This is a genomic window from Pseudomonas sp. MRSN 12121, assembly GCF_000931465.1.
Taxonomy (GTDB): domain Bacteria; phylum Pseudomonadota; class Gammaproteobacteria; order Pseudomonadales; family Pseudomonadaceae; genus Aquipseudomonas.
The window spans coordinates 1,634,168-1,646,451 of record NZ_CP010892.1; the positions used below are offsets into that span (position 1 = coordinate 1,634,168).

13 protein-coding genes are annotated in these 12,284 nt (G+C 64.1%); 8 read left to right on the top strand and 5 right to left on the bottom strand.

The window, feature by feature from the left end; genetic code table 11:
• Together TO66_RS07455 and TO66_RS07460 are read left to right on the top strand one after the other, a co-directional pair.
• Positions 1-777: a class II glutamine amidotransferase gene (locus tag TO66_RS07455; protein ID WP_044461730.1), complete on the top strand. Its 777-nt coding sequence runs from the start codon at positions 1-3 to the stop codon at positions 775-777.
• 11 nt (positions 778-788) lie between these two features.
• Positions 789-1,331, top strand: a complete 543-nt coding sequence (locus tag TO66_RS07460) for a DUF2937 family protein (RefSeq protein WP_044461731.1) — start codon at positions 789-791, stop codon at positions 1,329-1,331.
• 192 nt (positions 1,332-1,523) lie between these two features.
• Here TO66_RS07460 and TO66_RS07465 read toward each other — a convergent pair whose 3' ends face one another.
• Positions 1,524-2,438 carry a LysR family transcriptional regulator gene (locus TO66_RS07465; protein ID WP_044461732.1) on the bottom strand — a complete coding sequence of 305 codons (915 nt, stop codon included), beginning with the start codon at positions 2,436-2,438 and terminating at the stop codon, positions 1,524-1,526.
• 138 nt (positions 2,439-2,576) lie between these two features.
• On the opposite strand from TO66_RS07465, the gene TO66_RS07470 reads away from it, so the two are divergent.
• The 4 genes from TO66_RS07470 to TO66_RS07485 all read left to right on the top strand — a co-directional run bounded on the left by TO66_RS07470 (position 2,577) and on the right by TO66_RS07485 (position 6,296).
• On the top strand, positions 2,577-3,863 hold the full coding sequence (locus TO66_RS07470) for an MFS transporter (protein ID WP_044461733.1): 1,287 nt from the start codon (positions 2,577-2,579) through the stop codon (positions 3,861-3,863).
• 68 nt (positions 3,864-3,931) lie between these two features.
• On the top strand, positions 3,932-4,681 hold the full coding sequence (locus TO66_RS07475) for a 5-oxoprolinase subunit PxpA (protein WP_044461734.1): 750 nt from the start codon (positions 3,932-3,934) through the stop codon (positions 4,679-4,681).
• A complete protein-coding gene (locus TO66_RS07480) occupies positions 4,678-5,382 on the top strand; it encodes an allophanate hydrolase subunit 1 (protein ID WP_044461735.1) in 705 nt (234 codons plus the stop codon). The genes TO66_RS07475 and TO66_RS07480 overlap by 4 nt, the downstream gene beginning before the upstream one ends.
• Complete coding sequence (locus TO66_RS07485; RefSeq protein WP_044461736.1) at positions 5,379-6,296, top strand: biotin-dependent carboxyltransferase family protein; 918 nt, start codon at positions 5,379-5,381, stop codon at positions 6,294-6,296. The genes TO66_RS07480 and TO66_RS07485 overlap by 4 nt, the downstream gene beginning before the upstream one ends.
• Before the next feature lie 112 nt (positions 6,297-6,408).
• Here the strand turns inward: TO66_RS07485 and TO66_RS07490 are convergent, their stop codons facing one another.
• From TO66_RS07490 to TO66_RS07500, 3 genes are all read right to left on the bottom strand, one after another.
• Positions 6,409-7,587: a VWA domain-containing protein gene (locus tag TO66_RS07490; RefSeq protein WP_044461737.1), complete on the bottom strand. Its 1,179-nt coding sequence runs from the start codon at positions 7,585-7,587 to the stop codon at positions 6,409-6,411.
• A gap of 33 nt (positions 7,588-7,620) precedes the next feature.
• The gene (locus TO66_RS07495) at positions 7,621-8,466 is read right to left on the bottom strand and encodes a MoxR family ATPase (protein WP_044461738.1); all 846 of its coding nucleotides are present in this window, start codon (positions 8,464-8,466) and stop codon (positions 7,621-7,623) included.
• A 144-nt stretch (positions 8,467-8,610) separates the two neighbouring features.
• On the bottom strand, positions 8,611-9,684 hold the full coding sequence (locus TO66_RS07500) for a DUF748 domain-containing protein (protein ID WP_044461739.1): 1,074 nt from the start codon (positions 9,682-9,684) through the stop codon (positions 8,611-8,613).
• A 128-nt stretch (positions 9,685-9,812) separates the two neighbouring features.
• Between TO66_RS07500 and cysK the strand changes: the two genes are divergently transcribed.
• Both cysK and TO66_RS07510 read left to right on the top strand, forming a co-directional pair.
• On the top strand, positions 9,813-10,787 hold the full coding sequence (cysK, locus tag TO66_RS07505) for a cysteine synthase A (RefSeq protein WP_044461740.1): 975 nt from the start codon (positions 9,813-9,815) through the stop codon (positions 10,785-10,787).
• A 215-nt stretch (positions 10,788-11,002) separates the two neighbouring features.
• Positions 11,003-11,941, top strand: a complete 939-nt coding sequence (locus TO66_RS07510; RefSeq protein WP_044461741.1) for an aspartyl/asparaginyl beta-hydroxylase domain-containing protein — start codon at positions 11,003-11,005, stop codon at positions 11,939-11,941.
• Here TO66_RS07510 and TO66_RS07515 read toward each other — a convergent pair.
• Complete coding sequence (locus tag TO66_RS07515; protein WP_044461742.1) at positions 11,938-12,120, bottom strand: hypothetical protein; 183 nt, start codon at positions 12,118-12,120, stop codon at positions 11,938-11,940. The two genes, TO66_RS07510 and TO66_RS07515, sit on opposite strands and share 4 nt — an antisense overlap.
• Positions 12,121-12,284: the final 164 nt, after the last annotated feature.

Below are 12,284 nucleotides of genomic sequence, written 5' to 3' on the forward strand. Positions count from 1 at the left end.
ATGTGTGAGTTATTGGGCATGAGCGCCAATGTACCGACCGATATCGTGTTCAGCTTTACCGGGCTGATGCAGCGCGGCGGACGCACCGGCCCGCATCGCGACGGCTGGGGCATCGCTTTCTACGAGGGGCGGGGGCTGCGCCTGTTCCAGGATCCGGCGGCGAGCAGCGAGTCGGAAGTGGCCAACCTGGTGCAGCGTTATCCGATCAAGAGCGAGGTGGTCATCGGCCATATTCGCCAGGCCAATGTCGGCAAGGTCTGCCTGTCCAATACCCATCCGTTCGTGCGCGAGCTGTGGGGGCGCAACTGGTGTTTCGCCCACAACGGCCAATTGGCGGACTTCCAGCCGGCCGCCAGTTTCTATCGTCCGGTGGGCGATACCGACAGCGAAGCGGCGTTCTGCGACTTGCTCAACCGGGTGCGCGAGGCGTTCCCGGAGCCGGTGGAGGTCGAGACGCTGCTGCCCTCGCTGGTCGCCGCCTGCGCCGAATACCGCAGCAAGGGTGTGTTCAACTGCCTGCTCAGTGACGGCGACTGGCTGTTCTGCTATTGCTCGACCAAGCTGGCGCAGATCACCCGGCGCGCGCCTTTCGGCCCGGCTCGCTTGAAGGACGTCGACGTGATCGTCGACTTCCAGGCGGAAACCACGCCCAACGACGTGGTCACCGTGATCGCCACCGAACCTTTGACCGAAAACGAAACCTGGACTCGCTACGAGCCGGGCCAATGGAGCCTGTGGCGACGCGGCGAATGCGTCATGCACGGCCAGACCGAATAAGGACATCCCCTATGTTGCTCAGTTATCTGCGGCTGGTGTTGTTTGCGGCGGGCCTGTTGGTCGGGGTCCAGGTGCCGGGTTTCCTCAGCGACTACACCAAGCGGGTCGAGGCCCATCTGATCGAGGCCCAGGTCAGCCTGCAAGGCTTCCAGGGCACGGCCAACCAGTTCTTCAAGGGCGACCTGCAGGCGCTGGTCGCGCACTACCGGGCCAGCGACGATCCGGTGTTCCGCAGCGACGCCGCCAGCCTGAGCAACCTGCTGGGGCGCCAGTTGGCCCTGGACAAGCAGTTCCAGGCGATGCAGGGGCCGTGGTACATCCGCCTGCTGCAGGTGCTACTGGCCGCCGACCCGGAGATCCGCCAGGAAACCTGGAACGGCTACAGCTACCAGATCCTGCTGACCCCGCAAGCGATGATCTGGGCCATGAGCGGTGCCTTGCTGCTGTCGTTCGGCCTGGAATGCCTGTACCGCCTGATCGACTGGGTGGTGCTGGGCGGCAAGCGCCTGCGCCAGAGCCGGCCGATCGAAGAGCGTGATTTGAAGGGGTTGTGACTGCATCGGCTTGATACCTCTTTGTAGCCGCTGTCGAGCGCCAGCGAGGCTGCGATCGACCTGGGCGGCACTCCGACGTAGCGGGCGCAAAACCATACGCCGCCGAATATCTTTTGCATCGCGTCGCCAGCCTTGCGGGGCTGCGCCCCGATCGCAGCCTCGCTGGCGCTCGGCAGCGGCTACAGGAACAGATCAGCCGGCCAGGATGATGTAGTCCTCGCCGACCTTCTGCGCGTATTGCTCCAGCACCTGCTGGCACAGCACCACCACTTCTTCCACCAGGTCCACTCCCGTTCGCCATGACACCACCACCTGCAGGTTCGGCGGGCGCTGGTCGATCGCCAGCAGGGTCAGTTCGCCGCGGGCCAGTTCCTCGCTGACCAGCACCGGCGGCAGGGCGCCGATGCCGAAGCCGTCGCGCAGCAGGCGGGTGATGGCCGACACCGAGTTCACGCAGTTGAGCCGTGGCGCGCTGACGCCGCTGGCTTGCAGCAGGCTCAACACTTCCTGGTGCGGCAGGGAGTTCTTCGAGTAGGTGATGATGCGTTCCCGGGCCAGGTCGGCCAGGTTGGCGTACTCGCGGTTGTAGATCGAGTGGCTGGCGACTATCCAGCCCATCGGGTGGCTGGCCACTTCCAGGCTGCGGATGGATTCCTGGCGCAGTAGGTCGGTCTGCAGGATCAGGTCGAGAAAGCCCTTTTGCAATTGCTCGCAGAGGTTCAGCGAGGTATCGGCCACCAGCTCGATTTCTACCTGGGGATAGCAGTCCATCATCCGCGCCACCAGCGGGCTGAGCCAGGTGTGGATCACCGTGTCCATGACGCCGATGCGAATCCGCCCGACCTTGCTCGAACGGGTCTCGATCGACTGCTTGAGCGCTTGCAGGGTGTCCAGCATCTGTTCGGCATAGTCGAGCACCTTGAGGCCTTCCGGGGTCAGGCTCACGCCGCGCGAATCGCGCAGGAACAGCTTGACCCCCAGCTCGCCCTCGAGCACGGCGATGCGGCTGGAGATCGAGGCCTGGGTGGTGAAGAGCTTGTCGGCGGTCAGGCGAAAGCTTTTCAGGCGCGCGACCCAGACGAAGGTTTCGAGGAACTTGAGATTCATGCGATCAACTTTTCTTATGTCTGGAGGCGGTTTTTATTCGTTGGACGCAGCAGGGGGAGGGCGCCAAGAATCGCTGCGTCTCACGATAAGCGTCGTCGGGGCCCGGAACAATATCAATAACAACGGTGGAGATTCGCCATGAGTGCGCCCGACTCGCTCGCCGCCGGCAAGGCCAAAGGCCGCGCCGGCCCCTTCGACTGGTACCGCGACATCAACCAGCAGGAACGCCGCACATTCTGGAGCTGCAAGGCCGGCTACGGCCTCGATGGCATGGACACGCAGATGCTCAGCTTCGTCATCCCGACCCTGATCGCCCTGTGGGGCATCAGCTCCGCCGAGGCCGGGCTGATCCACACCAGCACCTTGCTGGCCTCCGCCCTGGGCGGCTGGATCGCCGGCATCCTCTCCGACCGCATCGGCCGGGTGCGCACCCTGCAACTGACCGTGCTCTGGTTCGCCTTCTTCACCTTCCTCTGTGGCCTGGCGCAGAACTACGAGCAACTACTGGTCGCCCGGACCCTGATGGGCTTCGGCTTCGGTGGCGAATGGACCGCCGGCGCGGTGCTGATCGGCGAAGTGATCCGCGCCGAAAACCGCGGCAAGGCGGTGGGCATGGTGCAGTCCGGCTGGGCCCTGGGCTGGGGTATCACGGCACTGCTCTATGCGCTGATGTATTCTCTGCTGCCTCCGGAAGATGCCTGGCGCGCGCTGTTCCTGCTGGGCATCCTGCCGGCGATCTTCGTGATTTTCGTCCGGCGCCTGGTCAAGGACCCCGAGGTCTACCGGCAAACCCGCGCCCGCGAAGTGCCGGAGAATCCACCGCGCTTCTACGAGATTTTCGCCCCGGCCATCCTCAGCACCACCTTGCGCGCCTCGCTGCTGGCGGCCGGTGCCCAGGGCGGCTACTACGCCATCACCTTCTGGCTGCCGACCTTTCTCAAGACCGAACGCGGCTTGAGCGTGCTGAGCACCGGCGGCTACCTGGCCATGGTGATCTTCGGCTCCTATGTGGGTTATGTGGTCAGCGCCTACCTGACCGATCTGCTGGGCCGCAAGAAGAACTTCGTCCTGTTCGCCGCCGGCTCGTTCACCATCGTCCTGCTGTACACGCAGATGCCGGTGAGCAACGCGGTGATGCTGTGGCTGGGGTTCCCCCTGGGGTTCTTCGCCTCGGGTATCTTCAGCGGCATGGGCGCCTTTCTCACCGAGCTGTTCCCCACGCGGATCCGCGGTTCGGGCCAGGGCTTCTGCTACAACAGCGGCCGCGCCCTGGCCGCGCTCTTCCCGTTGCTGATCGGCCTGCTCAGCCAGCACATTCCCCTGGGCGCGGCCATCGGCACCTTCGCGGCGGTGTCCTACGGGATCGTGGTCCTGGCCGCCCTGAGCCTGCCGGAAACCCGCGGCAAGCAACTCGAAGCGCGCTAACTGATAACCTGTGGGCCTCCCTGCGCGATGCCCGCAGCCCGAACTACACCCCTACAGGAGCACCGACCGTGAGCCGCCTGTTATTGAATTGCGACATCGGCGAAAGCTTTGGCAACTGGACCATGGGCCTGGATGCCGAGGTGATGCCGTTCATCGATTGCGCCAACATCGCCTGCGGTTTCCATGCCGGCGACCCGAGCATCATGCGCAAGACCGTGAGCCTGGCCCTGGCCAACGGCGTGCGCATCGGTGCGCACCCGGCCTACCAGGACCTGGCCGGTTTCGGCCGCCGCTCCATGGCTTACGGCGCCCAGGAATTGCAGGACCTGCTGCACTACCAGATCGGCGCCCTCGACGGCATCTGCCGGGCCCAGGGCGGCCGGGTCAGCTACGTCAAGCCCCATGGCGCCATGTACAACGACATGATGGCCAACCCCGCGCAACTGCGGGCGGTGATCCAGGCCGTGGCGGCCTATGACCGGACGCTGCCGCTGATGCTGATGGCGACCCGCGACAACAGTGCGGCCCAGGCCCTGGGCGACGAACATGGCGTGACCCTGTGGTTCGAGGCCTTCGCCGACCGTGCCTACGACAACGCCGGGCACCTGGTGTCGCGGCAACTGCCGGGGGCGGTGCATCACGATCCGGAACAGATCATCGCCCAGGCGCTGACCATCGCTCGCGGCGATGCGCTGCCGGCCAGCGACGGCAGCGCCTTGCACCTGCAGGCCAACACCCTGTGCGTGCATGGCGACAACGCCAGCTCGGTCGCCGCCGTGCAGCGCATCCGCGCGGCCCTGCAGCAGTTGCCAGCATGAACCTGCGCGTCGAGGTGGTGGCCATCGATTGCCTGATGGTGCGGCTGTTCGACGCGATCGCCGAGGCCAACATGCCGTGGATGCTCGCCGCCAGCGAACGCCTGCGGACGGCCTTCGGCGCGCGATTGATCGATCTGGTGCCGTCCTACACCACGCTGATGGTGCATTACGATTTGCAGGTCCTGAGCCCGGCCCAGGCGCGGGAACTGATCGATACGGCCCTGCATGGCCTCACCCCCGATTCGCGCAGCGGCGGCCAGCGCCATGTGCTGCCGGTCTGGTACGACCTCAGTGTCGGCCCCGAGTTGAGCCTGCTGGCGCAACGCAGCGGCCTGTCGGTGAACGAGGTGATCCGCCGTCACAGCGAGCGCGAATACCAGGTGTTCGCTCTGGGCTTCGCCCCGGGTTTTGCCTTCATGGGGCTGGTGGACGAAGCGCTGGCCACGCCGCGCCTGGATACGCCGCGCAAGCGTGTGGCGGCGGGCAGCGTGGGGATTGCCGAGCGGCAGACCGCGGCTTACCCGGTGGTGTCGCCGGGGGGCTGGAACCTGATCGGACGCACGCCGAGCCGCCTGTTCGATCGCGAGCGCGACGGCTACAGCCTGATGCAGCCGGGCGACAGTGTGTGTTTCGCCGCGGTGGATCGCGCCGAGTTCATCCGCCTGGGCGGCGACGACACACCATTGGAGGTTCCGGCATGAGCCGCCTGACCATCGAAGCCAGCACCCCGCTGTGCCTGCTGCAGGACGCCGGCCGCTTTGGCGTGCGCCATCTGGGCGTGACCCAGGGCGGCGCGCTGGACTGGGTGTCGATGTCCTGGGCCAACTGGCTGCTGGACAATGCCCTGGACGCACCGGTGATCGAGATCACCCTCGGCGGTTTCACCCTGGTCGCCGAGGAGCTGTGCCTGCTGGCGCTGGCGGGCGCCGACCTGGGGGCCCGTATCGACGAGCGACCGCTGAGCCCGGGGCGCAGTTTTATCCTGCAGAAAGGCCAGCGGCTGCGTTTTACCCAGCCGTTGCTGGGCGCCCGGGCCTATCTGGCGGCGCCCGGCGGTTTCGACGCGCCGAAGGTGCTGGGCAGTTGCGCCAGCGTGGTCCGCGAGGAACTGGGCGGGCTCGACGGATTCGGCCGGCCATTGGCCGAGGGCGGGCGCCTGACGTATTCGGGGGGCGGGGTGGGCCTCAAGGTGCTGTCGGGCAAGCAACTGCCGGACCTGCGATCGCAGGCGCCGCTGGAGGTGATTCTTGGTGCGCAGATCGGCCAGTTCAGCGGGCAGAGCCTGTTCGATGCCTTCAACAGCACCTGGACCCTGGACAGCCGCGCCGACCGCATGGGCATGCGTTTGCTGGGGACGCCATTGCGTTATCAGGGGGCGCCGATGATCTCCGAGGGCATTCCCCTGGGGGCGATCCAGGTGCCGCCGGACGGTCAGCCGATCGTGCTGCTCAACGACCGGCAGACCATCGGCGGCTATCCGCGCCTGGGGGCGCTGACGCCGCTGGCCCTGGCCCGGCTGGCGCAATGCCTGCCCGGCAGCGAGGTGCGCCTGGCGCCGGTGGTGCAGGAGACGGCGTATCGGCAGCAGATCGAGTTTTTGCGGCGGTTTGTGTAGGGCGTAAAAGCATCGCGGGCAAGCCTCGCTCCTACAGGTGTTGTTCGTTCAAACGACGCTAATCTGTAGGAGCGTGGCTTGCCCGCGATAGCGTCGGACCGGCCAGCGCCGATTATTTGGAGAGAAACCGCATCCCTTCTTCCAGCCCGCGCAGGGTCAGCGGGTACATCTGTTCCTCGACCAGTTCGCGCACGATGTTGGTCGAGGCGGTGTAGCCCCAGGTGTCTTTCGGGTAGGGGTTGATCCAGATGAGCTTCTTGTACTTTTCCATGAAGCGCTGCATCCACACATAACCGGCTTCTTCGTTCCAGTGCTCGACGCTGCCGCCGGCCTGGGTGATTTCGTAGGGCGCCATGGCGGCGTCGCCGACGAAGATCACTTTGTAGTCGGCGCCGTACTTGTGCAGCAGGTCCTGGGTCGAGGTGCGTTCCGAGCCGCGGCGCAGGTTGTTCTTCCACACCGATTCGTAGATGAAGTTGTGGAAGTAGAAGTACTCCAGGTGCTTGAACTCGGTCTTGCAGGCGGAGAACAGCTCCTCGCAGATCTTCACGTGGGCGTCCATCGAACCGCCGATATCGAACAGCAACAGCAGCTTGATGCTGTTGCGCCGTTCCGGGCGCATCTGGATGTTCAGCAGACCGGCGTCGCGGGCGGTGTGGTCGATGGTGCCGTCGATGTCCAGCTCGTCCGCCGCGCCCTGGCGGGCGAACTTGCGCAGGCGGCGCAGGGCCACCTTGATATTGCGCGTGCCCAGTTCCACCTGGTCGTCGAGGTTCTTGTACTCGCGCTGGTCCCAGACCTTGACCGCCTTGCCCTGGCGCTTGCCGGCGTCGCCGACGCGGATGCCTTCCGGGTTGAAGCCGCCGGAGCCGAACGGGCTGGTGCCGCCGGTGCCGATCCACTTGTTGCCGCCGGCATGGCGTTCCTTCTGTTCTTCCAGGCGCTTCTTGAATTCTTCGATCAGCTTGTCCAGCCCGCCCAGGGACTGGATCTGCGCGCGTTCCTCGTCGCTCAGCGAGCGCTCGAACTCCTTGCGCAGCCAGTCCTCGGGGATCAGCGCCTGCAGGTGGTCGTCGAGTTTCTCCAGGCCGTTGAAGTAGGCGCCGAACGCGCGGTCGAACTTGTCGAAGTGCCGCTCGTCCTTCACCAGGATCGCCCGGGACAGGTAATAGAACTCGTCCATGTCGGCGAAGGTCACGCGCTGCTTGAGCGCGTTGATCAGGTCCAGCAGCTCGCGCACCGACACCGGGACCTTGGCCGCGCGCATTTCATTGAACAGGTTGAGCAGCATGGTTATCGCTCTCCAATAATCTTTTGGTAGCGCTTAACGGGTGCCGCGACGGCTCATGAACGCCAGGCGTTCCAGCAACTGCACATCCTGCTCGTTCTTCACCAGGGCGCCGGCCAGCGGCGGGATGGCCTTGGTCGGATCGCGCTCGCGCAGCACCGCCTCGCCGATGTTGTCGGCCATCAGCAGCTTGAGCCAGTCGACCAGCTCGGAAGTCGAGGGCTTCTTCTTCAGGCCCGGCACCTTGCGCACGTCGAAGAACACATCCAGCGCCTCGCTGACCAGGTCCTTCTTGATGTCCGGGTAGTGCACATCGACGATCTTCTGCAGGGTGCTGCGGTCGGGGAAGGCGATGTAGTGGAAGAAGCAGCGGCGCAGGAAGGCGTCCGGCAGTTCTTTTTCGTTGTTGGAGGTAATGATGATGATCGGGCGCTGCTTGGCCTTGATGGTCTCGTCGATTTCGTAGACGTAGAACTCCATCTTGTCGAGTTCCTGCAGCAGGTCGTTGGGGAACTCGATGTCGGCCTTGTCGATTTCGTCGATCAGCAGGATCACCCGCTCTTCGGACTCGAAGGCCTCCCACAGCTTGCCCTTCTTCAGGTAGTTGCGGATGTCATGCACCTTGTCCACGCCCAGCTGCGAATCGCGCAGGCGACTCACCGCGTCGTATTCGTACAGCCCCTGGTGCGCCTTGGTGGTGGACTTGATGTGCCAGGTGATCAGCTTGGCGCCGAAGGATTCGGCCAGTTGCTCGGCGAGCATGGTCTTGCCGGTGCCGGGTTCGCCCTTGACCAGCAGCGGCCGCTCCAGGGTGATGGCAGCGTTGACTGCCAGCTTCAGGTCATCGGTGGCGACGTATGCGCTGGTGCCTTCGAACTTCATCTGCAATTCCTCGAACGGTAGCGCCGACATGCGGCAAGCAGGTCGGAAGAATAAGAAACACGATGGCCGACTATAACGCGGCGCCCGGCTGACTGTGAACGCAGACGCCCCATTCAGTCTCTGAATGGGGCGTCACATGCTGACTCAGTCAGTGGACGGCTTGGGCTTTTCATAGCGGGCATTAAACGCCTGGACGAAACCGTTGCGCAAAATCTGCAAAAACGCCTGGAATGCGCTGATATCGCGCTGGTGCACGCTGCCTTCGAGTTCGACCCGGGTGGCGAACTGGTTTTTGTTCTGGTTTTTCAGCACGGTTTCGCTGGTGCCCACCAGGGCTTCCCAGATCGAGCGGAATATCCCCTTGTCCTTGTTCTCGACATCCTGCTGCCAATTGAACACGTCGACATCGCGCAGCAGCGGCTTGATATAGCCGGTGAGCCGGCCCTTGTTGGCCTCGGCCTCGATCACCAGGTCGCCGTGGCCGGCGTTGAAGTCGAACTTGCCGTAGGCCGAGGCGAAATCGTTCAGGCGCTTGAGTTCGATATCCCGGGCCCGCAGGCGGAACTCGAAATCCTGGAAGTCGCTCAGCGGGTCGAAGGTGGCACTGGTTTCCAGTGGCGCATGGCCCAGCAGCAGGGCCTTGCCTTCCAGGCGGGCATCGCGCCGGCCCTGGGTGTCGACCACGTTGGTCAGGTTGTAGGCACTGGCGTTGACCTGGGTGGCGGTCATGTTCACCGGGGGCTTGGAGTTGAAGTTGCGAAAGCTGATCTGGCCGTCGCTGACCCGTACTTCGTTGAGGGTGATCGGCAACAGCTTGCTCAATTGCGCGCGCCAGTCGGTGCCCTGGCCGGTCTGCGAGGCCTGCTTGTTGCCGCCGTCGACGAAGTTGACCTGCGGCCCGACAAATTGCACTTCGGCCACCACGGCGTGGTCGTACCACAGGGAATGCCAGCTGACCGACAGATCGATCAGCGGCGCATCGACGAAGGGGACGGGCACCTTGCCGTCGACCTTGACGATCTCCAGGCCATTGATCCGGTAGGCGCCGCGCCACAGGGCCAGGTCGACATCGCTGATCCGGCCGCGGTAGTCGCCCATGTCGGCCAGCTTGTCGTTGAGGTAGTCGCGCACCAGGTAGGGCAGGGCGATGTGCAGGGCGACCAGCAGCGCCAGTACCCCGGCGAGGGTCCACAAGGGCCAACTGTAGCGACGTTTCATGAGCGTGAGTCTCCAGCCGTATAGAGGCATTGACTCCCCGCTGTCGCAGTCGTTCGTCCCGACTGGACGCTCATGGGTGCGAGGCATACCCTTGAGAACTTCCTTCCACGCTGGCCAAGGAGCTTGCCATGAGCCGCATCTTCGCTGACAACGCCCACTCCATCGGCAATACGCCGCTGGTGCAGATCAACCGTATCGCGCCGCGCGGCGTCACCATCCTGGCCAAGACCGAAGGACGCAACCCGGGGTATTCGGTGAAGTGCCGGATCGGCGCGAACATGATCTGGGACGCCGAAAGCAGCGGCAAGCTCAAGCCGGGCATGACCATAGTCGAGCCCACCTCGGGCAATACCGGCATCGGCCTGGCGTTCGTCGCCGCGGCCCGTGGCTACAAGTTGCTGCTGACCATGCCGGCCTCGATGAGCATCGAGCGGCGCAAGGTACTCAAGGCCCTGGGCGCCGAACTGGTGCTGACCGAGCCGGCCAAGGGCATGAAAGGGGCGATCGAGAAGGCCGCGGAAATCTTCGCCAGCGACCCTGAAAAATACTTCATGCCGCAACAGTTCGATAACCCGGCCAACCCGGCGATCCACGAAAAGACCACCGGCCCGGAAATCTGGAACGATACCGACGGCGCGGTGGATGTGCTGGTGGCCGGCGTCGGCACCGGCGGCACCATCACCGGGGTGTCGCGCTATATCAAGAAGACCCGGGGCAAGCCGATCCTGTCGGTGGCGGTGGAGCCGAGCACCTCGCCGGTGATCACCCAGAAACTGGCCGGCGAGGAAATCAAGCCCAGCCCGCACAAGATCCAGGGGATCGGCGCCGGTTTCGTGCCGAGCAACCTCGACCTGTCGATGGTCGACCGGGTGGAGCTGGTCAGCGACGAGGAGTCCAAGGCCATGGCCCTGCGCCTGATGCAGGAGGAGGGGATCCTCTGTGGCATCTCCTGCGGGGCGGCGATGGCAGTGGCGGTACGCCTGGCGGAAACCCCCGAGATGCAGGGCAAGACCATTGTCGTGATCCTGCCGGACTCGGGCGAGCGTTACCTGTCGAGCATGTTGTTCGCCGACCTGTTCAGCGAACAGGAGAACCAGCAGTGAACGCCGCGCCCGGCGATCAGGCTGCATTGCCGAAGTACTGATCTGTATCAGCCGGCGTTCAGGCGCCTTGTGTTAATTCAGCGTTTTATTGCACGACCGTTAACACTGATTGTTGATGAGTGCGGGTTTTTCCAGGGGCCGGGAGTGTTTATCATGGCCGGCTGCCATGCCGGATGAATGCTGTCCCGCCGGCGATTTTTTCAAGGAGATGTTGCATGAGCCTTTCGTTTGCCGCCAAGTTCGCGGTGTTGTTGCTGTTCATCGGCAGCACGCTCTACGTGCACCTGCGCGGCAAGGCGCGACTGCCGGTGCTGCGCCAGTTCGTCAACCATTCGGCGCTGTTCGCACCTTATAACGCCTTGATGTACCTGTTTTCCGGTGTGCCTTCCAAGCCTTACCTGGACCGCAGCAAGTTCCCCGAACTGGATGTGCTCAAGGACAACTGGCAGGTCATCCGCGACGAGGCCATGCACCTGTTCGACGAGGGGTATATCCGTGCCGCCGAGAAGAACAACGACGCCGGCTTCGGTTCGTTCTTCAAGAAGGGCTGGAAGCGTTTCTACCTCAAGTGGTACGACAAACCGCTGCCGTCGGCCGAATTGCTGTGCCCCAGGACCGTTGAACTGGTCAGCCGCATTCCCAACGTCAAGGGCGCGATGTTCGCCCTGCTGCCCGGTGGCAGCCACCTCAACCCGCACCGCGATCCGTTCGCCGGTTCCCTGCGCTATCACCTGGGCCTGTCCACGCCGAACTCCGACGATTGCCGGATTTTCGTCGACGGCCAGGTCTACGCCTGGCGCGACGGTGAAGACGTGATGTTCGACGAAACCTACGTGCACTGGGTGAAGAACGAGACCGAGCAGACCCGCGTGATCCTGTTCTGCGATATCGAGCGGCCGCTGAGCAACCGCCTGATGACCCGCGTCAACCGCTGGATCAGCGGCTGGCTGGGGCGGGCCACCGCGCCGCAGAACCTCGACGACGAGCGCGTCGGCGGCATCAACCAGGCCTATGCCTGGAGCAAGCGTTTCAGCGATCGCATCAGTGGCGTGGTCAAGCAGTGGAAGCGCCGCCATCCCAAGCTCTATCGCGTCATGCGGCCGGTGCTGGCGGTAGTGGTCCTGACCGCCCTGGGCTACTGGTTGTTCGGCTAAGCCATTGCAATGGATATCGGGCGCTGGTTATAGTCGGCGTCCGGTGCATCAGAAGATTCGCCGTTATCCTTCAGAAAGATCAGTACATGCCTCATTCCCTCATCAACGCGGTAGTCGATTCGGCGGTCAACGCTGGCGTCGTGCCGTGCGGGAACCCGCAGCCTGTGCAGATCAGTCATTACCCCCCCACCTGTCAGTAGCACGCCGGTGTGCGCCGTCGTATCGCCGCCAGGCGTTGTCGTACGGGGCTGATCAGCAACCTCTGCTGTTCCCTGTACCCGCCAGAAAAAACTACTGAATTTCAGCTTCGGCTGAGTTGGCTATTTGCCTGACTACAGGTGGT

Excerpts from the sequence above, each read along its gene's own strand:
- TO66_RS07455 (WP_044461730.1), top strand. The coding sequence starts at position 1 with ATGTGTGAGTTATTGGGCATGAGCGCCAATGTACCGACCGATATCGTG.
- TO66_RS07460 (WP_044461731.1), top strand. The coding sequence starts at position 789 with ATGTTGCTCAGTTATCTGCGGCTGGTGTTGTTTGCGGCGGGCCTGTTG.
- TO66_RS07465 (WP_044461732.1), bottom strand. The coding sequence starts at position 2,438 with ATGAATCTCAAGTTCCTCGAAACCTTCGTCTGGGTCGCGCGCCTGAAA.
- TO66_RS07470 (WP_044461733.1), top strand. The coding sequence starts at position 2,577 with ATGAGTGCGCCCGACTCGCTCGCCGCCGGCAAGGCCAAAGGCCGCGCC.
- TO66_RS07480 (WP_044461735.1), top strand. The coding sequence starts at position 4,678 with ATGAACCTGCGCGTCGAGGTGGTGGCCATCGATTGCCTGATGGTGCGG.
- TO66_RS07485 (WP_044461736.1), top strand. The coding sequence starts at position 5,379 with ATGAGCCGCCTGACCATCGAAGCCAGCACCCCGCTGTGCCTGCTGCAG.
- TO66_RS07490 (WP_044461737.1), bottom strand. The coding sequence starts at position 7,587 with ATGCTGCTCAACCTGTTCAATGAAATGCGCGCGGCCAAGGTCCCGGTG.
- TO66_RS07495 (WP_044461738.1), bottom strand. The coding sequence starts at position 8,466 with ATGAAGTTCGAAGGCACCAGCGCATACGTCGCCACCGATGACCTGAAG.
- TO66_RS07500 (WP_044461739.1), bottom strand. The coding sequence starts at position 9,684 with ATGAAACGTCGCTACAGTTGGCCCTTGTGGACCCTCGCCGGGGTACTG.
- cysK (WP_044461740.1), top strand. The coding sequence starts at position 9,813 with ATGAGCCGCATCTTCGCTGACAACGCCCACTCCATCGGCAATACGCCG.
- TO66_RS07510 (WP_044461741.1), top strand. The coding sequence starts at position 11,003 with ATGAGCCTTTCGTTTGCCGCCAAGTTCGCGGTGTTGTTGCTGTTCATC.
- TO66_RS07515 (WP_044461742.1), bottom strand. The coding sequence starts at position 12,120 with ATGACTGATCTGCACAGGCTGCGGGTTCCCGCACGGCACGACGCCAGC.